Origin of the sequence: Neisseria oralis, from assembly GCF_045062685.1 — a bacterium.
Classification (GTDB): Bacteria; Pseudomonadota; Gammaproteobacteria; order Burkholderiales; family Neisseriaceae; genus Neisseria; species Neisseria oralis.
Map to the genome: position 1 here is coordinate 1 of NZ_JBJGEB010000001.1, position 21,177 is coordinate 21,177.

Below are 21,177 nucleotides of genomic sequence, written 5' to 3' on the forward strand. Positions count from 1 at the left end.
CACACCCCACCAGTCAAGTCAAACAACCGCAAAAATTTACCCCACCCCGCAAATAACTGTTATTCAAAGAAATATTTCGATAAAATTTTTATTTTATGTTATGGCAAATACCTCAGCCCAGAGATTTTCTTTAAAAAAGAATCGCTATACTTTAGTAAAATGAATTTTTGATATGATTAAGCGGTTGAGAACTTTTTACTTACCAAGATACTAAGAGAAATAGTATCTAAACTTTAGGCTTTGCAAACCATGTCTGTTTACACCAGCGTTTCTGAAGACGAAATTCACCAATTTCTCAGACAATACGATTTGGGAGAATTTATCTCACTCCAAGGTATTGCTCAAGGGATTACAAACAGTAATTATTTTCTAACCACATCTTCTGGACGTTATGTCCTTACAATATTTGAGACTCTAAAACAAGAAGAATTGCCTTTTTTTCTACGCTTGAACAGACACTTAAGCAACAATGGCGTTGCATGCCCTTCTCCTATTTCCCGCAAAGACGGCAAGTTGGATTCTTCATTATCCGGGAAGCCTGCCTGTTTAGTGACTTGCCTGAAAGGATCAGACACAAGCTGGCCAACTCCCACCCAATGTTTTCATACCGGAGCCATGCTGGCAAAAATGCATATTGCAGGACAGGATTTCCCTTGGAAAATGAAAAATCCTCGTTATGATATTTGGTGGCATGACTCATATAAACGATTATTACCGGTATTAAGCAAGGAAGATGCTGACTTGCTGCAAACTGAAATTTCCCATTTGGACAATAACCTTGGTAATCATTTGCCATCTGGCATTATTCATGCTGATCTATTTAAAGACAACGTCTTGCTTGACGGTAAAAATGTAGCTGGTTTTATTGATTTTTATTATGCATGTAACGGTAATTTTATGTATGATTTGGCAATTGCCGTCAACGACTGGGCACGTTCTTCGAACAACAAGTTGGATATATCCTTAAAGGACGCCTTCATCAGCGGTTACGAGAGTATCCGCCCTTTATCTATAGAAGAAAAAATCTACTTCCCCATTGCACAACGTGCCGGCTGTATCCGTTTCTGGGTATCACGACTTATTGATTTCCACTTCCCACAATCCGGAGAAATTACCTTTATCAAAGATCCAAATGTTTTTAGAGATTTACTATTGAACTTGGAATAAAAAAACATCTCTTTTAAAAAATGAAGAGGCCGTCTGAAAACTTTTTCAGACGGCCTCTTCTCTAACTCATAAAGACAATTAATGTCTTCCGTCACTGACTCCTCCAAATGGTGGTTTGGCACCCCAAATAATAACTATCATTACAATAAACAAAATACTACCTGCTAAGAAAATCTCATTTGAACCGATAATAAATCCTTGTTGTGTAATGATATTGTTAATAGATCTTAATGTTTGCTCCTCGCCTAATCCTAACTGTGCCATTCCATCGACAGTTTGACGGACTATTTCCGAATACGGTGTAATTTGTTCAGTTAACTGGGTATGATGCAAAGCTTCTCTACGTTCCCACATCGTACTAACGATTGAAACTCCGACGCCACCCATAAATACCCGCAAAAAATTCGATAAGCTACTGGCGGAAGCAATTTGTTCTCCCTTCATATGCGACAATGTAATGGTCGTTAGTGGCAAAAAGAACATGGCCACTCCCAGTCCCTGCCAAAATTGCGGCCAAACCACATTCTTCATATCCATACCCGCATAAAAATCGGTACGCCAATAAAAAGTGAAGGCAAACACAAGGAAACTAGTCATAACCAGTATCCGCATATCCACCCTATTGCCGAACCGGCCAATAACCGGAGACAGCAAGATTGGCAACAATCCCACCGGCGCAGCTGCTAACCCCGCCCATGTTGCGGTGTAACCCAAATTCGACTGCAATACTAAAGGCAATAGGGTTAGTGTACCCATGTACACCATAAAACCCAGCGAAGTCGTCAAAACTCCAATAGTAAAATTCCTATCTTTAAACAAAGACAAATCTACAACAGGATGCTTTTCCCCCAATTCCCATACGATAAAATAAATTAAGCAGACTGTTGCTGTAATTCCCCAAATAATAATTTCATTGGATTCAAACCAATCCAGTTCCTTGCCCCTGTCAAGCATCATCTGTAATGCACCCACACCAACTATCATCAATACCAAGCCGATGTAATCAATGGGTGTTTTGAAAATTTCTGTTTCCCGGTTTCCTAACTGTTTCCACGCAATAACAGCAGAAACGATACCGATGGGAACATTAATAAAGAAAATCCAGCCCCAATGCCAATTATTCGAAATCCAACCGCCCAAAATCGGTCCGAGCACAGGTGCGACCACGACTGTCATTGCCCAAAGTGCCAGTGCCAATGTTCTTTTTTCAAGCGGGTAAGAAGCCATCAACAGACTTTGAGATAAGGGAATTAACGGTCCGGCAATGAATCCCTGCAATATCCGGAACAAGACCAGTAATTGCAAATTAGGTGCAATTCCGCATAGCCATGACATAATGACAAACCCGATTACCGAACCGATAAACAGCCTCACCTCACCGAAACGTTTAGCCAAAAAGCCCGTCAGGGGGACTGAAATCGCATTAGCAACGGCAAACGAAGTAATCACCCATGTTCCTTGAGTAAGTGCCGCGCCCAAATCACCGGCAATTACAGGCACCGCCACATTTGCAATCGTCGTATCCAGCACTTCCATAAACACAGCAAGACTTAATGAAAACGTCACCCATACTAGCCTGAATCCCTGCAAAGGAGGATAAGCCATTTTTATACTACCATTTCCCGGACACGCCTTTAAAACATATCCGATTCTACTCAAATAATGTATGGTTTGCTGTCGGTGCAAACCATACATTATTCGACAACCACCTATAAAAATTCAGACGGCCTTTTTATTCCGAAGGCCGTCTGAAACGTTATTTTGAATATTTCTCAAATATTTTCTCAATTAAAGCATCAGCCACAGCCCAATCTACTTTGTCTGTTTCCGGAAGTACCGTGCCTTTTTCCGCCGTAGAAGCCATTCCTTTTCCCGTGCCAGATTCAGAAATATCAACTTTTACCGTCATTGACAGCCCCATCCGTAACGGATTAGCGCGCAACTCCCTTGGATCAAGACTGATACGAACTGGAACACGTTGTACCACTTTAATCCAATTACCCGTTGCATTTTGTGCCGGCAATAGTGAAAACGCACTGCCCGTTCCTGCCGACAGGCCCATCACTTTACCGTGATAAACTACTTTACTGCCATAAAGGTCGGACACCATTTCAACCGATTGACCAATGCGCATTTTACGCAATTGAGATTCTTTAAAATTGGCATCCACCCATAAATTATCGAGCGGGACCACTGCCATCAAGGGAACCCCTTGTGTAATGCGTTGTCCGACCTGAACATTACGCTTGGCAACCTGCCCCGCTATCGGAGCATGGATTTGTGTACGTTGCAAATTAAGCCACGCATCTTTTATGCGGCTGACGGCCGTCTGAACAGCAGGTTGCTGGCGCAACGGAATATTATTTCCAATAGCGGCCTGAGCAGAAGTTTCTGCCGCTTCAACGGCTTTCAACGCAGCCTGAGCCTGCACTACGGCGGCACGGGCATGACTCAATTCTTCTCCCGAAATCGCGTCTGTTCCCGAAAGTAACTCTCTACGCCTTAAATCAGCTTGCGCGCGCGCCAAATCAGCCTTTCTCAACAAGACTTGTGCCTTTGCTTGCGAATTGGTGGCCGTTTGCTGTTTATTCTGACGAATGGCCTGAATCAGCTCATTTTGAGCGCGGTCATAGGCCAACTGAAAATCACTGTCGTCCAACGTAATCAACACATCGCCTTTTTTGACCAGCTCGGTGTCGTCAAACATTACTTTGCGTACCGTTCCAGTAATTTGCGGCGTAATCTGCACCAAATGTCCCGCTACATAGGCATCTTCCGTTTCCTCTTCATGCTGCCAAAATAAAAAATAAGCTAGCGTGACACCTAACGCAATAATAATAAACAGCAAAGTAACTAACGTCAGGTTGCGTTTGCGGCGATATGGAAAATCGGTTCTCAATGCCTCCGTTCCACTCTTGACGGAAGCATTTTCCTGCTTGTTGCTCATGAGTTTACAATCCCGATTACAAGTTCAATTGATTATAATTTTCTATTATGAAACAATATATTACCTAAAAATATTTTAATCATACCGATTTACGGACAAAAATTTATGCCAAAAGAAATTTTATATAGTTAATTTAAACACTTAATAAAGAACGGCGCATTCTATAATTGCTTTACTATTTAATCAAGCAATAATATCAATATATATTTACAGTAACACAAGTAATTTTACCTAGACTACATCAGATTCCAGATAATTCTTTCAACATTCCCTTCAAGTAATCGTCCCTGTAAAAAATCAAAGTAGAAATTGAATTTTCGCGATACAACAATCTAGGCCGTCTGAAAATCGCTGACAGTTATTTGACACCACCACCCAACTGAGCATGTAAGTTACTCCATGCCGTCAGGTATTCCGCTTGATATTGGACTGCCTGCATTTGGAGTTGAAACCTTTCTTCCTGTTTTTGCAACACACCCAATCCGTTTTCCAAACCAACTTTTACACGGTTTTGAACCGCCTGTACTGATTTTCCGGAAGTATTCAACATTTTATCCCATACAAGTTTCTTGGCTTGCAAACTTTGGTAATCCACTACTGCATCCGCAGCCGAACGCATAGCGTTTAAGACCGTTCGATCATATATCGCAACTTGTTCGTTATATTCGGCACGCCTACCCCACAATTTAGACTGTAACGCTCCGGAGGTAAAAATTGGAAGATTTAATGCAGGAAGTATGCCAAGCATTGCCGAATTGCGCCCATGTATCACATTAAACGCATCAATATGCGCCATGCCGGCCAATACTTTCAATTCAATATTGGGATAAAACTCGGCCTCAGTTGATTTAATTGCATGATATTTTGATTCCAAAAGCGATTTTTGAACTGCAATATCAGGGCGTGCAGCAAGCAAATCAGCATAAATTCTGTCGACAGGTAAATTTGGTACGTTTGCCATCTCTTCGGGAAACCGAACGGGCAACGTATATGGCGCATTTCCAGTCAAAGCCGACAAGCTGTTACGGACTTTGGCAGTTTGCTGTTCTAATGACAGTCGCTCCAACTGTAAACGATGCTGTAACAATTCTATCTGATAAAGTGATTCAGGCGGCATCAGCTTTGCTTGGACACGCCGCTGTATCAATTGTAGAGTTCTATCAGCCGTTTCAGTACGACGGGCAAGCAATTTTTGCTGTTCCTCTAAAGATTGCCAAGCAAAATACTGTGCAGCCACAGCATTGGCCAACATAATTCTTGTCTGACGGGCCTCATAAAGAATTGCCTGCCGTTTACCTAAAACTGAAGCAATTTGATTCCGGTTTTTACCCCAAAAATCGAACTCCCAGCTTCCTTGCAAGGCAGCATTGGCCAGTAACAGCGTATTATCTGTTTCACCTTGCCGCGAAGTAGGCTTGGGTGAAACATACGCTCCAGCTCCACGCACCGAAAAACCTATTTGGGTTTTGGTTGCTGCCTCCGTAAGACCCAGTTGTGCCTGAGCCTGATCAAAACGAGCTTTCGCTACTCTTAAATCGGGAGATGTTTGAATCGCTTGGGCAATCAGCAAATTAAGTTTTTTATCGTGTAGTTGCAACCACCACGCATCTTTAGCCATTACTGCTGATTTGCCTTCGGATAATGAATACGCCGTTGGTTCTTCCAACGGCGCCTGTTTGCCGAATTGGGCACAGGCACTTAACGTACATACGGTTAAAACGCCTATGCTCCATTTGGCAATATTGAATTTCATGACAGACTCCGTGTTAATCCTACGCCTGCCATATTTATTGTCTGCAATCAGCCTTCCAAACGGTTCAGCAACTTGCTCAATAGATATTGCAACTGGGCGTAATCTTCATTGGTGAAATCCTGCCAAGCTTCACCGCTTTTACTGGATACCTGCGGCCACACTTTTTGGATAAACGCTTCACCTTCGGGAGTCAATTTTAACACAATCTGACGGCGGTCTTGCTGATTGATATGCCGTTCCACCCATCCTCGTTCCACCATTTCATCAGACAGACGCGTCGCACTGGTACGGGTCAAATCCATCATATCGCTCAGGCGCGAAGGCAGTATCTCGCTGTTCGGGCTGACATACACTGCCATCATAGCGAACCACAAATTCTCATTGATACCTAATACTTTCAGGTTTTCATTCAAATGGTCGCTCAGACGCTCGGTTACAATTCGCAGTAATCTGCCCACTTGGGTTTGTTGTTCCGAAAATTCAGGCAAGCGTCCAGATAACAAACGCAGCGCGTTGACTAATTCAGCTTGTGAAAAACTCATTGTATATTCTCTTCGTTAATAAAATTAGATTTGCCTTAGAGGCCGCGGAACAGACTAAGATACCGCCCGCCCGCTTAAATAATGTGTACTGAGTACTGACTGTGTAGCGGTATACTAATTCAGCTTATTATTTTTATAATAAAAATCTGACAATCGGTTTCTACAAACAACAAACGGGTGTTATTATGCATATAAGATATTATTATTTGAGGTTAAGTGACTGATATATCTTTTATAATACATGATTATTACATAATATACTTTTTGATTTGCGCCTTATCCATGATGAATTAGCATTAGAGATTACCTCTCTGAACTTAGTTCAACTCTTATCATGCCGATACTATTTCTCAGTACAAAATTACTGAAAATTTACCTCAAATTTCAATCAACTAAATGCCAGTTACTTACAGTCGGCTTCATTGTTCGGATATTCCAAGATAAAAAACACCAACCTCATTTTTCGTATCTGTATCATTTTCCACACTATTTTCCCCATTTATATTAAAATCCCGCATCGTGGTTCGAAATCCTCCCACATTAAAAAACTAAGGAAATCCAAAATGTCTCGTAATACCGAAGAACTGGGCGACATCTCGCTGCTGGGCAATCAGAAGACCCAATACCCGTCCGAATACAATCCATCTATATTGGAAGCATTCGACAATAAACATCCCAACAACGATTATTTCGTCAAATTCATTTGTCCCGAATTTACCAGCCTGTGTCCAATAACAGGACAGCCGGATTTCGCGACCATTCATATCCGCTACATTCCGTCGGTTAAAATGGTAGAAAGCAAATCACTCAAGCTTTATCTGTTCAGCTTTCGTAACCATGGTGATTTTCATGAAGACTGTGTCAATATCATCATGAACGACCTGATTAAACTGATGGATCCGAAATATATCGAAGTATGTGGTGAATTCACACCGCGCGGCGGCATCGCTATCCATCCTTTTGCTAATTACGGCAAACCCAAGACGGAATTTGAAACATTGGCACGTGAGCGTTTGTTTAAATACGACGCCTTGTAACCCGTACTCAACTACCTTTCTTCACTTTCAGACGGCCTCATTTATTCAAAAGGCCGTCTGAAACCATTTTTTTTAAAAGACTAAAACACACTATGTATCATTTCACTCAAGTCCAACAGCAAAAGGCCCTATTTTGGCTCGCGTTATTCCACATCCTGATTATCGCGGCCAGTAATTATCTGGTTCAATTTCCCTTTAGCATTTTCAACATACATACCACATGGGGGGCATTTACTTTTCCTTTTATCTTTTTAGCCACCGATTTAACCGTACGGATTTTCGGCTCGCGGCTGGCGCGTAGAATTATTTTTTGGGTAATGCTTCCCGCCCTATTACTGTCATACGTATTTTCCGTACTGTTCAGCAGCGGCAATTGGACCGGTTGGGCAGCCTTATCCCAATTTAATTCATTCGTCGGGCGCATCGCTCTTGCCAGCTTTTCGGCTTATGTATTCGGCCAGATTTTAGATATTTTTGTATTCACTAGATTGCGCCGTCTGAAAACATGGTGGATTGCACCAGCCGCTTCAACCATATTCGGCAATGCTCTTGATACGCTGATGTTTTTCAGTATCGCCTTTTATTCGGGCAGCGACGAATTTATGGCCGCACACTGGCCGGGTATTGCCTTGGTCGATTATTTGTTCAAATTAATTATCTGTACCTTATTTTTCCTTCCGGCCTATGGTGTGATTTTAAATATTCTGACGAAAAAGCTGACCGCACTGAAACAATCCAATTCAGAAAACAATACTTTAATATTGACCCAAGAATCTTAGCCTCATACTAAAAAAGGCCGTCTGAAACGATTAATCGTTTCAGACGGCCTTCGGTTATCCACACCAAATCAACCGGTCAACTGCTTGGTAATCAATTTTTTCAGTGGCGGGAAATTATTGCTGGCCCGCAAAACCAACCCGCGTAACAATTTAGCCGGAGCAGTCTCATTAGTAAAAAGTTTCAACAACATATTCGTCCCGTGGTAAATCGGCTGGGCATGCAGCATGTGTTTACTGCTGTATTTTTCCAACAAACTGGAAGCGCCAATATCCTGCCCGCGCTGCTCGGCTTCAAGAACCAGTTTGGCCAAAATATCGGCGCTGGACAATCCCAAGTTAAAACCATGAGCCGTAACAGGATGCATACCCACTGCGGCATCTCCTATCAAAGCACTGCGCGTACCGTAAAACCGTTGGGCAATCATACCTACCAATGGGTAATTATGGATGGTACTGACCAATTCCATATCCCCCAAGCGGCCTTTCAACTGTTCTTTCACTGTAGCCGCCAACTCTTCGGGACTAAGATTTCTAATCGTTTCCGCTTTATCGCTGTCTACGGTAATCACCGTATTGGTCAGATATTCTTCCAGCGGTAGCAATGCAATCGTACGGCCGTAGTGGAAACATTCGTATGCCGTGTGTTGGTTGGATAAAGTATGCCTCATACGGCAGACAAACATGGTACGGCTGTAGTCATGCATATCCGATGAAATACCCAACTGGCGACGCGTTTGCGAAAAACGGCTGTCTGCGGCCAAAAGTAATTTGCCTGCCAACACTTCACCGTTTTCCAAAATAACCTGCGCCTTATCAGACGAGGTTTTCACTTCTTTGACACCGGTTCCGGCCAAAATAGTCACATTATCCAATTTAGATACCACTTCGTATGCCGCCTTCCGAATATTGTGGTTTGAAATCAGATAACCTAAACAATCCGCAGGCTCTCCGCGAGCCTCTGTCGGCTGTGGAAAATGAAGCTGGTAATCGGATTGACCGTTTAACACTTTTGCATCGCGCAGCGGATAAATTTCGTTTTCAGGAATCAATCTCCATATTCCCAAGCGCTGCATAATCTCGCGCGTGAAATGGGTTAGTGCGATTTCCCTACCGTCGTAAGGCGGATTCTGCAACACTTCCAGCGGACTTCGCTCAACGAGAGTAACTTTCAGACCACTGCCCGCTAGTTCTGCGGCAAAACTCAAACCGGCCGGTCCCGCGCCGACAACGAGAATATCATTTTGTAAACTCATGAATATATCCTTGTATGAATGGATTAACCGCAGTCCGTTTCAGACGGCCTCGGAATCTGATTACAGCTTGTATAGGTATCCTGCCCTTCCATGCTACAGAGGTACGTTTTACTGAAAATAAATTATAACAAAACCAACAATAGGATAAACCAAAGATTCAAATAATGGGCAACTTTTTATCTCTTTCTTAATTATCAAAAATCAGGATGGGAAACAACCCATTTGAAAACAATAAATAAAAAACTGCACTCCATTAAAGATGAAGTGCAGCCTCTTTAAACTATTATTTTCCGATTACTCATCAGCACCAGTGTAAGGACGGATGCTGACAGTCTTACGGTTTAACGCGCCTTTAGTTTTGAATTCAACGTAACCGTCCACTTTAGCGAACAAAGTATGGTCTTTACCCATACCTACGTTATCACCGGCGTGGAATTTGGTGCCGCGTTGACGAACAATGATAGAGCCTGCAGGAATCAGTTCGTTGCCGTAGGCTTTGACACCTAGACGTTTTGCTTCTGAATCGCGACCGTTGCGGGTGCTACCGCCTGCTTTTTTACTTGCCATGTTTAATACTCCTAAACTTGATTAATAATCAGGCGATTGCCACGATTTCGATTTGGGTGAAATTTTGGCGGTGGCCTTGGCGCTTCTGGTAGTGTTTACGGCGGCGCATTTTGAAAATGCGGACTTTCTCGCCGCGACCATGTGCCACTACCTTAGCTGTTACTTTCGCACCCTCAATGAAGGGGGCGCCTACTTTTACAGATTCGCCGTCAGCAATCATCAAAACTTCGGTCAGTTCGATTTGGCTGTCGAGTTCGGCTGGTATCTGTTCTACTTTCAATTTTTCGCCAACGGCAACTTTATATTGTTTACCGCCGGTTTTTACGACCGCGTACATACTCAACTCCATGTAAGAGAATCAGGTTAATAATGTTCACACATCATTGCGTGAAACAATGCATTTTATCAACTGACCGCATGTTTTGTCAAAAGTCGATTTCCATTTCTTCGCTTTAAAGCCAGCTGAAAGGGTATTTTTGATGGCGGTTTTGCTGCTATAATCCCGCGCTGTGACAAACGTGTTATAAATCTTAAACTACATCAACAGAATCCGTTCTTACCGCAGCCCTTTGAAATTTAACCACCATGCTTGAAAATCTGCCTTATTTCAAACAACACCTCCATGAAGACCTCGACAAAGTCAACGTCGTCATCAATCAGGCCGTAAAATCTGATGTGGCCTTGATTTCCCAAATCGGCACCTACATCATCAGCGCCGGCGGTAAGCGTTTGCGTCCGATTATCACGATTTTAGCGGGTAAGGCGGTCGGATACGATGATGAAAAACTGTATTCGCTGGCAGCCATGGTGGAATTTATCCATACCTCCACCCTGCTACATGACGATGTGGTGGATGAAAGCGACTTACGGCGTGGCCGTGAGACAGCTAACAACCTTTTCGGCAATGCGGCGGCGGTGTTAGTCGGCGACTTTTTATATACCCGTGCATTTCAATTGATGGTTGCTTCGGGCAGCATGAAAATTTTGGAAGTAATGGCGGACGCAACCAACATCATTGCCGAAGGTGAGGTCATGCAGTTGATGAATATCGGCAATACCGACATTACCGAAAAACAATATATACAGGTAATCCAATATAAAACCGCCAAACTTTTTGAAGCCGCAGCCCAAGTAGGAGCTATTTTAGGCGGTGCAAATCCTACTCAAGAACAGGCATTGAAAGATTACGGCATGTATGTCGGCACTGCCTTCCAAATTATCGACGACGTATTGGATTATTCGGGTGAAACAGAGGAAATCGGTAAGAATGTCGGCGATGACTTGGCCGAAGGCAAACCCACCTTGCCGTTAATCTACTTGATGCACAACGGTTCGGAGCAGGCCGCAAAAGATGTCCGGCTCGCATTGGAAAATGCCGACCGCAGCTATTTTGAAAAAATTCACGATTATGTGGTTAATTCAAATGCCCTCCCCTATGCTATCAATGAAGCGCGCAAAGCAGTGGAAAAAGCCGTGGCCTGTCTTGATATTTTACCGGACAATGAAATCACCTTGGCAATGCGGCAGCTTGCGGAAGAGTCGCTGGCGCGTGTATCATAGCTGGCTTTGATTAAGGAATATCCGGTGCATCTGAACGTTATTCCGTTATTTCTGGTTTTGCTGATTTTGCTCGGCGTTTTGAGCAACAACGGTTCAATCACAATTTCGGCAACTGTGTTATTGCTGATGCAGCAGACCGCACTGTCCCAATATCTTCCTTTGGCCGAGAAATATGGCGTAGCCGTCGGCATTATTTTTTTGACCATAGGCGTATTAAGCCCGCTGGTCTCAGGCAAAATACAGATACCCGGCCTGACGGCCTTTATGAACCTCAAAATGTTCGCTGCCGTAGGCATTGGTATTTTGGTCGCATGGATTGCAGGACGCGGAATTCCGTTAATGAGTGCCCAACCGATTCTGGTTACAGGCCTACTTATCGGCACAATCATCGGCGTTGCCTTCTTGGGAGGGGTTCCTGTCGGCCCTCTGATTGCCGCTGGCTTATTGTCGTTTTTCGCAGAGAAAATTTAGTTTATGCCTCGCCGTAGTTCAACGGATAGAACGTATGCCTCCTAAGCGTAAAATACAGGTTCGATTCCTGTCGGCGAGGCCATTTTAAAAGAGACGAGGGCCGTCTGAAAATATTTTCAGACGGCCCTCGTCTCTTTTAAAACCACAGTCTATCGGAAATATTATACATAATAAAAGAAGCCCTGTTTAAATACAGGGCTTCTGTTTTCGATTTACCAAACAGGTTATTTCAATTTGGTTTCTTTGTAAACAACATGTTTGCGGGCTACCGGATCGAATTTTTTAATTTCCAACTTGCCAGGCATAGTACGTTTGTTTTTGGTTGTGGTGTAGAAATGACCTGTACCGGCACTAGATTCTAATTTGATTTTATCGCGCATTGCAGTAATCCTTACAATATCCGTAAATTAAGCTTCGCCGCGAGCACGCAAATCAGCCAATACGGCATCAATGCCTACTTTATCGATAGTGCGCAGTGCTGCGTTGGAAATACGCAGACGCACCCAGCGGTTTTCACTCTCTACCCAAAAACGACGTGATTGCAAGTTAGGCAAAAAACGACGTTTGGTTTTGTTGTTGGCGTGTGATACGTTGTTGCCAGACATCGGGCGTTTACCGGTCACTTTGCAAACTCGTGCCATGGTTAGTCTCCAAACTTCTAAAATAGTAAAACGTGGTTTATACCACAAAAAGCAGTTTTTGTTCAAGCTGATTTTGAATCACGCTTTTGATTTACAGAAAAATTTATCGGATTGTTGTTTAGTAAAAACACTTCTCCGACCGTCTTTTTCTTTCTTCGCCATGCTTTCAGACGGCCTTTATTCCGGCTTTCAGACAAAAAGAAACTTCCTGCTTTAATACAGGAAGCTTCTTGCTTTGAAAGCATTAATCGAGCTGCGCCACCGAAACCGGCAGGCCGCGGACTGCCGCCAAAGTGGCATTGGCTTCCTGTTGCTGCTTGCGGAATGCCGCCATATTGGTCGGCGTCAGTTTCGGCGTCGGCAAGGCCACGGTCGTCGGGTTTACCGGCTGGCCGTTCACCCTGGCTTCGTAGTGCAGATGCGGGCCTGTGGAACGCCCCGTGGTACCGACATAGCCGATAATCTCACCCGCGCTGACCTTACCCTGAGACGGAGAAAACGCGCTCATATGGCCGTATAGGGTTTCTACGCCGTTGGCGTGCTGTATCATCACCGTATTGCCGTAGCCGCCCTTCCAGCCTTTGAAAACCACCACGCCGTCTGCCGCTGCTTTAATCGGCGTACCTTCCGGCGCGGCATAATCGATACCGGTGTGCATACGCACGGTGTGCAAAACAGGATGGACGCGGTAACCGTACGGCGAGGAAATACGCGTGTAGACGACCGGCTGGATATTGAACCCTTCTTTCTGTTGCAGTGATTTGCCGTTTTGGTCGTAGTAGCTGCCGCTTTCTTCGTCGCCTTTACCTTGGCTGTAATAATAAGCCTGATAGGTTTTGCCGCCTTTCACAATTTCGGCGGCCAAAATGTCGCCCGTACCCATTTGCTGGCCGCGGAAGTACATGCTGTTGTAGAGCAGACGTACGGTGTCGCCTTCTTTCAAATCTTCCAAACTGAGCACGTCGGCAAAAATCTCGCTCAGCGATTCGCGGATTTCCACCGGAATCTCGGCCTGAGCCATTGCACCGCGCGCCGAAGTGCGCACGATAACGGAACGCAATGTCGGCATGGTTTTCATGTCGACTTCGGAAGTAGACGCCTGCCATTTGCCGTTTACCTTTTCCAGTGCGACGAGGTTGCGTTCAAGCTCTTCATCGGTAAAAAACTGCACGTCTGTTACCTGTCCGGAAGCGTTGACCCTGATGCTGACCGACTGGCCGGCGCGCAGTTGGTTCATATTCCGTTCGGGGTTGTTTTTCGCCATAATCTGCTTGATTTCCGCTTCCGCCACGCCCATGCGCGTGAGCACATCGGCCAGCGAATCGCCCGTCTGCACGGCTTCCTGAGCCCAGTAGCTCGACTGGAAACTACCCGTTTCGACATACACGGAGGGCAGCTCTTCCAATACTCTTTCGACTTTGAGGCCGGAATCCCTCGGCATCGGCTCGGTAACGGCGTAGGCCGTCATCACGCCGGAAACCGGCAGCAAAATACCCAGCAGCGACCACCGCACCGGTTTGTTGTCCCAGAAACGGTCGAAAAAAGAGGTGTTATTTTTATTGGTCACGCGATCATCCTTTTTGCGGCGCGCGCAAGAACGCGGCACGCCGTTTTGTGTCGTGGTTGGTAACAACCTGAAATCCTGTTCGGTCCGCCGTTTTCAGACGGCCTTTTTATCCATAGATTATACCGCGGCCGCATAAACCGGACGCAGTTACAGCCGTTATTATCGGGGCACTTTCCCCGATTAACAGCATCGTTTTCCGAACTTTACTTCGTAGTATTTTACCACAACGGACCCGACCGGACCAATGATGCCGTCTGAAAAATCAACGGTATAGGCCGCATCCGCAACCATACGGCGGCTAGCTGCCTTTAGGGGTTCCGTTAAAAATACATATCTTGTTTTTAACTTTGGCGGCATATTCGTCAATTTGCATTCGGCGGCCGCGGCTTCTCGCGTAAAATGACCGTTTTAACCGATGCCTATGCCATGAATCTGACCCTCGCCATCCCTTCGCTCAACCGCTGCGGCGACGAAAATCCGCCGCCGCTCGACCTGCCTTCGTTCGACGAAATTTTGCGTTTCGGCATACTGACCCGTGCTGCCGCCGCACCTTCCGAACTCTACCGCCGTTTTCTCTGGCAGGGCAGCCTGTTGGACGCGGCAAAGCAAAAATCCGGTATCGCCACAGAACAGGCGGCCGTTTTCGCCAGTCCGGTCTGGCAACAGATGGGGATGCACCAAGTCAGCGTCATCGACGGAGCATATATCCAGATTCAGACCGATGAAGCCGAACGCCTGTGCGGCGGCCTGACCGAGTTTTACCGGCACGAAGGCTGGCAGTTCCATCCGCTGCGGCCCGATTTGTGGCTGGTAACGCTGCCGCGCCGTCCCGCTTGGCACACTGCCCCCGTTTTCGATATCTGCGGCCCGAACGGCGACGTTTCCCAAGCCGGCGGCGAAGACGCCCTGCAATGGCTCGGCAGGCAGACTGAAATCCAGATGTACCTGCACAACCATCCCGTCAATGCGGAGCGCACGGCGCAAAAAATTCCTGCCGTTAACGGCCTGTGGCTGTGGCAGGATTTGGAAGGAACGCAGTCCGCACGCCCGCTGCTCTCGTCCGACTGCGCATGGGCGGATTTTTATCCGGGCGAACGCACCGGCGCGCCTTACGATTTTGGGGCCTGGCAGGCGATGCTGAACGAAGCAGGCGCAACGTTTTCAGACGGCCTGATTTTTCTGGACGACTTGGTTGTAACCGGCCAAACGGGCGACACATGGGCATACCGCGATATTCTGGAAAGCTGGGAGACACGCTGGTTCGCCCCGTTACGGCAGGCATTGGACTCAGGCCGTCTGAAAAGCCTGACCATCGTTACCGACGGCGAAAACGGCGGCAGACTGCGGATAAGACCGTACTCGAAACGGGCGTTTTGGAAACGGAAACGCAAATTCAACGGTATTTGGTGAGGCCGTCTGAAAACCAAGTGCCAGGCAGACCCAAAGGCCGTCTGAAACGTTTTCAGACAGCCTTTTCTTTCCATCACATCCCGCTTACTGTTGCGCCGCTTTGATGGCGTTTTGGTCGGGGTTAATCAGGATTTCTACGCGACGGTTTTGCGCGCGGCCTTCCGGTGTGGCGTTAGACGCGACCGGCTGGCGCGAGCCGTGGCCGGCGGTGGTCAGGCGCGAACCGGCCACGCCCTGCGATTGCAGGAAAGAAGCGACCGACTGGGCGCGGTTGCGCGACAGAGGGTCGTTTATGGCATCGGAACCGGTGTTGTCGGTATGGCCGTTGATGGTCAGCGTCGTATCCGGATACTGAACCAGCGTTTTCGATGCGGCGGTCAGCGCGTCGCGCGCGTTGGCGCTCAACGTGGCGCTGTTGGTGGCGAAGGTTACGTTTTCAGGCATCACCAGTTTGATTTGGTTGCCCTGCTGCTCGACCTTCACATCGGTATTGGCCAGACTTTCGCGCAGTTTTTTCGCCTGATAATCCATATAGCCGCCTACCCCCGCGCCGATGGCGCCGCAGGCCAGCGCGGAATTGCGCGCGCCCTTGCCGCCGTGGGTCAGCGCGCCGACAATGCCGCACACTGCCGCACCGCCCAAGCCGTAAACGGCGGTTTTGCTGGCACTTTGTTGCCCGGTAACAGGGTCGGTAACGCAGCCGGCCAGTGCCAAGGGGGCGGCCAATACTGCAACGGTCAACTGTTTCAAAATGTTCATGGGAAATCCTTTCGGTAAATGGGAACAAATCCTTGAGGCCGTCTGAAAAACGTCCGGAGAGCTTTGTAATCATAATCAACATTCCGAGGCCCCATCAGCCGTTTAACACTATATTACACGGCACATCGGAAAAATAACCCAATCGAAACAGCAATATCCGTCCGCTCCGAATGCCAATCGCGACGCTACTTGCAAGCCGTTATCAATTTGGCGTACATTAAGCACAGGAGCCGCACAGGCAGCCCCGTTTGCCCGCCAGGCCGTCTGAAACCGAGGAGACGCAACATGAACGTTTTACACACCGTCCTTATCCTTTCCGCCGCAGCCGCACTCACCGCCTGCGCGACCACGCCCGAACAGAAAGCCGCCCGTGCCGCCGCGCAGAAACGTTACGAGCAAAACCTGCAAATTTCCCTGGCTGCACAATGCGACAAGGGCACCGCCGAACTGATGCGCCAGCAGTTCGAGCAGACCGACAATCCCGCCCCGCCAACCGCCAAACAAAAAGAGTTCCGTCTGAAATACGTCGACAAAGTCGCCGACCCGATGTTCCAAGCCTGCTACAAGATGGCGTGGCAGAACTACATCGCCCAGCAGCAGTTGCGCGAGGCACGCTACTATTATGACGACTGGGGCTTCTACCATCCGTTTTACCGGCCGCCGTTTTGGTGGTAAACCCCGGGCCTTTTTCAGAAAGGCCGTCTGAAACCCTTTCAGACGGCCTCATCCCTCCATACGCTTATTTATCCCGCTGCCGAATCCGTTTACAATAGCCGCCGTTTATCACACAAACAGACTACCCATGAAAATCTGTCTCGGTCAGGCCAACGCGCCCGACTTTCCGCAAGGCGCCGCCGTTACCATCGGCAACTTCGACGGCGTACACCTCGGACACAAACACATCCTGCAGAAACTCAAATACGAAGCCGACTTGCGCGGCCTGCCCGTCGCCGTCGTCATTTTCGAGCCGCAACCCAAAGAATTTTTCGCCCGTAAGGCCGGTAAAAAACTGCCCTACCGCATTAGCCCGCTGCGCACCAAACTGCGCCTGTTGCGCGAAACCGGCTGCGTCGACGCCGTCTGGGTTTTGCGTTTCGACCAAAGCTTTGCCGACATGGCCGCCCAAACGTTTATCGACCGGCTGTTGCGCCGAACGCTCAACACCCGCTACCTGCTCATCGGCGACGATTTCCGCTTCGGCGCGGGCCGCGAAGGCTGCTTCGAGCTTTTGTCGCAACAGCCCGACATGCAGACCGAACGCACCCCCTCCGTTATCGTCGAAGACATCCGCACCAGCAGTACCGCCGTGCGTCAGGCACTTTCAGACGGCCTGTTGGAATACGCCAAAAAACTCTTGGGACATGATTACGTTTTGAGCGGCAAAGTCAAACACGGCCAAAAACTCGGCCGCACCATCAACGCCCCCACCGCCAACATCCAGCTTCCGCCCTACCACTACGCCCTCAGCGGCGTGTTCGTCGTCGAAGCGGACGGCGCGTTCGGCACGCGGCGCGGCGTCGCCAGCTTCGGCTTCAACCCCACCGTCAGCAACAACCGTTCGCAAAAACTCGAAGTCCACCTGTTCGATTTCGACGGCGACCTCTACGGCCAACGCATCTTCGTCCGCTTCCTGCACAAACTGCGCGACGAACAAAAATTCAACAGCATCGAAGAGCTGAAAACGCAAATTTTGCAGGATATGGACGATGCAAGACGCTGGCGCCAATAGAAACCCTGCGGCAAACCCTTATAAAATCAACGCAATTGGGCTACAATGATTTCTTTAATTTTTTCAGACGGCCTCGGCCCCGCCTGATTTAATAAAGCCGAAGATAAGGCCGTCTGAAACCGAAATACCGCAACAATAGAGACCAAAACATGACCGATTACAGCAAAACCGTAAACCTGCTCGAAAGCCCGTTTCCGATGCGCGGCAACCTCGCCAAGCGCGAGCCTGCGTGGCTGAAAAGCTGGTACGAGCACAAACGCTATCAAAAACTGCGCGAAATCGCCAAAGGCCGTCCGAAATTCATCCTGCACGACGGCCCGCCATATGCCAACGGCGACATCCACATCGGTCATGCCGTCAACAAAATCCTCAAAGACATCATTATCCGCAGCAAAACCCAAGCCGGTTTCGACGCGCCTTATGTGCCGGGTTGGGACTGCCACGGCCTGCCCATCGAAGTGATGGTGGAAAAGCTGCACGGCAAAGACATGCCCAAAGCGCGCTTCCGCGAATTGTGCCGCGAATACGCCGCCGAACAGATCGCGCGTCAGAAAAAAGACTTCATCCGTCTGGGCGTGTTGGGCGACTGGGACAATCCTTACCTGACCATGGATTTCAAAACCGAAGCGGATACCGTGCGTATGCTCGGCGAAATCTACAAATCGGGCTATCTCTATCGAGGCGCGAAACCGGTTCAATTCTGCTTGGACTGCGGCTCTTCGCTGGCAGAAGCGGAAGTGGAATACAAAGACAAAGTATCGCCTGCGATTGACGTTGCCTATCCGTTTAAAGACACCGCCGCGCTTGCCGCCGCATTCGGTTTGGCAGGCATCGAAGGCAAAGCGTTTGCCGTCATCTGGACGACCACGCCTTGGACGCTGCCCGCGAGCCAAGCCGTGTCTGCGGGTGCGGACGTGGTGTATCAATTAATCGATACGCCCAAAGGCAAATTGGTGCTGGCGAAAGATTTGGCGGAAGACACGCTCAAACGCTACGGCTTTGTTTCAGACGACCTCAGCGTCCTCGCCGAAACCACCGGCGACAAGCTGGAAAACCTGCACATGAATCATCCGTTCCTCGAACGCGATATTCTCATGCTCAACGGCGAACACGTTACCACCGACGCCGGTACGGGCTTGGTGCACACCGCCCCCGCGCACGGTTTGGAAGACTACGCCGTCTGCAACAAATACGGCATCGAGCTTTACAACCCCGTCAATGCCGAAGGCAAATACATCAGCGAAACGCCGCGCGTCGCAGGCATGAGCGTTTGGGAAGCGAATCCCGTCATCCTGCAATGGCTGGAAGAAACCGGCAACCTCTTGGCAAGCAGCAAAATCGAACACAGCTACGCCCACTGCTGGCGCCACAAAACCCCGCTGATTTACCGCGCGACAGGTCAGTGGTTTGTCGGCATGGACAAAGCCGGCAGCGACGGTAAGACCCTGCGCGACAAAGCCATCAAAGCCGTGGACGACACCGAATTCTTCCCGTCATGGGGTCGCGCGCGCCTCGAAGCCATGATCGAAGGCCGCCCCGACTGGGTCGTTTCGCGCCAACGCTACTGGGGCACGCCGATGACCTTCTTCGTCCACAAAGAAACGGGCGAGCTGCATCCGAACTCCGCCGAGCTTTTGGAAAAAATCGCCCTGAAAATCGAAGAAAAAGGCATTGAAGCATGGTTCTCCCTCGATAAAAGCGAATTGTTGAGCGCGGAAGATTGCGAAAACTACGACAAACTTTCCGACACGATGGACGTATGGTTCGACTCCGGCTCGACCCATTATTCCGTCTTGAAACAGCGCGAAGAATTGGACTGGCCTGCCGACCTCTACCTCGAAGGCAGCGACCAACACCGCGGCTGGTTCCAGTCCTCCATGCTGACCGGTTGCGCCTCATCCATGGGCCGCGCTCCGTACAAACAGCTTCTGACCCACGGTTTCGTGGTGGACCAAAACGGCCGCAAAATGTCGAAATCCATCGGCAACGTCGTCGCGCCGCAAGAAGTCTATAACGAGTTCGGCGCCGACATCCTGCGCCTGTGGGCGGCATCCACCGATTACAGCGGCGAATTGGCGATTTCCAAAGAAATCCTCAAACGCGTCACCGAAAGCTACCGCCGCATCCGCAACACCTTGAGCTTCCTGTTTGCCAACCTGAGCGATTTCGACCCGTTCGAACACACCGTACCGCAGGCAGACATGGTCGAAATCGACCGCTACGCCTTAGTGTTGGCGCGTCAGCTGCAAGAGCGTCTGGCGGGCGACTTCTATCCGCGCTATGCCTTCCACTTCGCCGTGAAAGACATCGTCGCCTTCTGCTCGGAAGACTTGGGCGCGTTCTACCTCGACATCCTGAAAGACCGCCTCTACACCACCAAAGCCGACAGCCACGCCCGCCGCAGCGCGCAAACCGCCCTGTACCACATCACGCGCAGCCTGGTTCTCTTGATTGCACCGATTTTGTGCTTCACCGGCGAAGAAGCGTGGGACATCATCGGCGGCGGCGAAGAAGACAGCGTCCTCTTCCACACCTGGCACGAGTTCCCGCCCATCAACGAAAAAGCCGAAGCCGAACTGGTGAAAAAATGGACGGCAGTCCGCGAAGCCCGCGAAGCCGTAACCGCCGCCATCGAGCCTTTGCGCGCCGATAAAACCGTCGGTTCGTCATTGCAGGCAGAAGCCGAAATCACCGCGCCGGAAGCCACCGCCGACTACCTGAACGCCTTGGGCGAAGAATTGCGCTTTGCCCTCTTAGTGTCCAAAGTCAAAGTCAAAACCGGCAGCGAACTCGCCGTAACCGCCAAAGCCAGTGACGGCGAAAAATGCGAACGCTGCTGGCACTACACCCACGACATCGGCTCAGTCGCAGGTCATGAAACCATCTGCAAACGCTGCGCCGAGAATGTGGACGGCAAAGGCGAAGAGCGGCATTACGCTTAAGGCGGATTAACAATAAAGGCCGTCTGAAACCCCAGTTTCAGACGGCCTTGCCT

Annotated in this window: 21 protein-coding genes, 1 tRNA gene and 1 riboswitch; of the genes, 10 read left to right on the forward strand and 12 right to left on the reverse strand. The window is 48.6% G+C overall.

Annotated features, from left to right (window positions below; all coding sequences use genetic code 11):
• The first annotated feature begins 249 nt into the window (after positions 1–249).
• A complete protein-coding gene (thrB, locus tag ACI43T_RS00005; protein WP_405385191.1) occupies positions 250–1,167 on the forward strand; it encodes a homoserine kinase in 918 nt (305 codons plus the stop codon).
• Between the two features lie 78 nt (positions 1,168–1,245).
• On the opposite strand, the gene ACI43T_RS00010 is transcribed toward thrB, so the two are convergent.
• The 4 genes from ACI43T_RS00010 to ACI43T_RS00025 form a co-directional block, all read right to left on the reverse strand.
• Entirely contained in the window at positions 1,246–2,772 is a 1,527-nt protein-coding gene (locus ACI43T_RS00010; RefSeq protein WP_405385192.1) for a DHA2 family efflux MFS transporter permease subunit, read from the reverse strand.
• A 151-nt stretch (positions 2,773–2,923) separates the two neighbouring features.
• Complete coding sequence (locus tag ACI43T_RS00015; protein ID WP_405385193.1) at positions 2,924–4,114, reverse strand: HlyD family secretion protein; 1,191 nt, start codon at positions 4,112–4,114, stop codon at positions 2,924–2,926.
• Between the two features lie 358 nt (positions 4,115–4,472).
• Positions 4,473–5,867 (reverse strand): efflux transporter outer membrane subunit, encoded by a 1,395-nt coding sequence (locus ACI43T_RS00020; protein WP_405385194.1) that lies wholly within the window; start codon positions 5,865–5,867, stop codon positions 4,473–4,475.
• A gap of 47 nt (positions 5,868–5,914) precedes the next feature.
• Positions 5,915–6,409, reverse strand: coding sequence for a MarR family transcriptional regulator (locus ACI43T_RS00025; protein WP_009174146.1), 495 nt, complete (start codon positions 6,407–6,409; stop codon positions 5,915–5,917).
• 513 nt (positions 6,410–6,922) lie between these two features.
• Positions 6,923–6,967, forward strand: a riboswitch (PreQ1 riboswitch).
• 5 nt (positions 6,968–6,972) lie between these two features.
• Between ACI43T_RS00025 and queF the strand changes: the two genes are divergently transcribed.
• On the forward strand, positions 6,973–7,446 hold the full coding sequence (queF, locus tag ACI43T_RS00030) for a preQ(1) synthase (RefSeq protein WP_293278091.1): 474 nt from the start codon (positions 6,973–6,975) through the stop codon (positions 7,444–7,446).
• A 92-nt stretch (positions 7,447–7,538) separates the two neighbouring features.
• Complete coding sequence (locus ACI43T_RS00035) at positions 7,539–8,225, forward strand: 7-cyano-7-deazaguanine/7-aminomethyl-7-deazaguanine transporter (RefSeq protein WP_308023399.1); 687 nt, start codon at positions 7,539–7,541, stop codon at positions 8,223–8,225.
• A gap of 68 nt (positions 8,226–8,293) precedes the next feature.
• On the opposite strand, the gene ubiM is transcribed toward ACI43T_RS00035, so the two are convergent.
• From ubiM to rplU, 3 genes are all read right to left on the reverse strand, one after another.
• Positions 8,294–9,478 carry a 5-demethoxyubiquinol-8 5-hydroxylase UbiM gene (gene ubiM / locus ACI43T_RS00040; protein WP_405385195.1) on the reverse strand — a complete coding sequence of 395 codons (1,185 nt, stop codon included), beginning with the start codon at positions 9,476–9,478 and terminating at the stop codon, positions 8,294–8,296.
• Between the two features lie 294 nt (positions 9,479–9,772).
• A complete protein-coding gene (rpmA, locus tag ACI43T_RS00045; RefSeq protein ID WP_009174150.1) occupies positions 9,773–10,045 on the reverse strand; it encodes a 50S ribosomal protein L27 in 273 nt (90 codons plus the stop codon).
• A gap of 28 nt (positions 10,046–10,073) precedes the next feature.
• Entirely contained in the window at positions 10,074–10,382 is a 309-nt protein-coding gene (gene rplU / locus ACI43T_RS00050) for a 50S ribosomal protein L21 (protein WP_003763980.1), read from the reverse strand.
• Between the two features lie 248 nt (positions 10,383–10,630).
• On the opposite strand from rplU, the gene ACI43T_RS00055 reads away from it, so the two are divergent.
• The 3 genes from ACI43T_RS00055 (at position 10,631) to ACI43T_RS00065 (ending at position 12,158) form a co-directional block, all read left to right on the forward strand.
• On the forward strand, positions 10,631–11,605 hold the full coding sequence (locus ACI43T_RS00055) for a polyprenyl synthetase family protein (protein WP_314107312.1): 975 nt from the start codon (positions 10,631–10,633) through the stop codon (positions 11,603–11,605).
• Between the two features lie 24 nt (positions 11,606–11,629).
• Positions 11,630–12,076, forward strand: a complete 447-nt coding sequence (locus ACI43T_RS00060) for a DUF441 domain-containing protein (protein WP_405385196.1) — start codon at positions 11,630–11,632, stop codon at positions 12,074–12,076.
• A gap of 7 nt (positions 12,077–12,083) precedes the next feature.
• Positions 12,084–12,158, forward strand: a tRNA-Arg gene (locus ACI43T_RS00065).
• Positions 12,159–12,300: 142 nt separating this feature from the next.
• On the opposite strand, the gene rpmG is transcribed toward ACI43T_RS00065, so the two are convergent.
• From rpmG to ACI43T_RS00085, 4 genes are all read right to left on the reverse strand, one after another.
• Positions 12,301–12,456, reverse strand: coding sequence for a 50S ribosomal protein L33 (gene rpmG, locus ACI43T_RS00070; protein WP_002212306.1), 156 nt, complete (start codon positions 12,454–12,456; stop codon positions 12,301–12,303).
• Positions 12,457–12,483: 27 nt separating this feature from the next.
• The gene (gene rpmB / locus ACI43T_RS00075; RefSeq protein ID WP_009174153.1) at positions 12,484–12,717 is read right to left on the reverse strand and encodes a 50S ribosomal protein L28; all 234 of its coding nucleotides are present in this window, start codon (positions 12,715–12,717) and stop codon (positions 12,484–12,486) included.
• Positions 12,718–12,779: 62 nt separating this feature from the next.
• Positions 12,780–12,962: a hypothetical protein gene (locus tag ACI43T_RS00080; protein WP_405385197.1), complete on the reverse strand. Its 183-nt coding sequence runs from the start codon at positions 12,960–12,962 to the stop codon at positions 12,780–12,782.
• A complete protein-coding gene (locus tag ACI43T_RS00085) occupies positions 12,962–14,284 on the reverse strand; it encodes a M23 family metallopeptidase (RefSeq protein ID WP_009174154.1) in 1,323 nt (440 codons plus the stop codon). Before ACI43T_RS00085 ends, ACI43T_RS00080 begins: the two co-directional genes overlap by 1 nt.
• A gap of 426 nt (positions 14,285–14,710) precedes the next feature.
• Between ACI43T_RS00085 and ACI43T_RS00090 the strand changes: the two genes are divergently transcribed.
• Positions 14,711–15,694, forward strand: coding sequence for a hypothetical protein (locus ACI43T_RS00090; protein WP_405385380.1), 984 nt, complete (start codon positions 14,711–14,713; stop codon positions 15,692–15,694).
• Positions 15,695–15,778: 84 nt separating this feature from the next.
• Here ACI43T_RS00090 and ACI43T_RS00095 read toward each other — a convergent pair whose 3' ends face one another.
• Complete coding sequence (locus ACI43T_RS00095; protein WP_405385198.1) at positions 15,779–16,453, reverse strand: OmpA family protein; 675 nt, start codon at positions 16,451–16,453, stop codon at positions 15,779–15,781.
• Positions 16,454–16,738: 285 nt separating this feature from the next.
• Between ACI43T_RS00095 and ACI43T_RS00100 the strand changes: the two genes are divergently transcribed.
• The 3 genes from ACI43T_RS00100 to ileS all read left to right on the forward strand — a co-directional run bounded on the left by ACI43T_RS00100 (position 16,739) and on the right by ileS (position 21,124).
• Positions 16,739–17,128 (forward strand): hypothetical protein, encoded by a 390-nt coding sequence (locus ACI43T_RS00100; protein WP_293278085.1) that lies wholly within the window; start codon positions 16,739–16,741, stop codon positions 17,126–17,128.
• Between the two features lie 127 nt (positions 17,129–17,255).
• On the forward strand, positions 17,256–18,182 hold the full coding sequence (gene ribF, locus ACI43T_RS00105; protein ID WP_405385199.1) for a bifunctional riboflavin kinase/FAD synthetase: 927 nt from the start codon (positions 17,256–17,258) through the stop codon (positions 18,180–18,182).
• Positions 18,183–18,331: 149 nt separating this feature from the next.
• The gene (gene ileS, locus ACI43T_RS00110) at positions 18,332–21,124 is read left to right on the forward strand and encodes an isoleucine--tRNA ligase (RefSeq protein WP_405385200.1); all 2,793 of its coding nucleotides are present in this window, start codon (positions 18,332–18,334) and stop codon (positions 21,122–21,124) included.
• Positions 21,125–21,177: the final 53 nt, after the last annotated feature.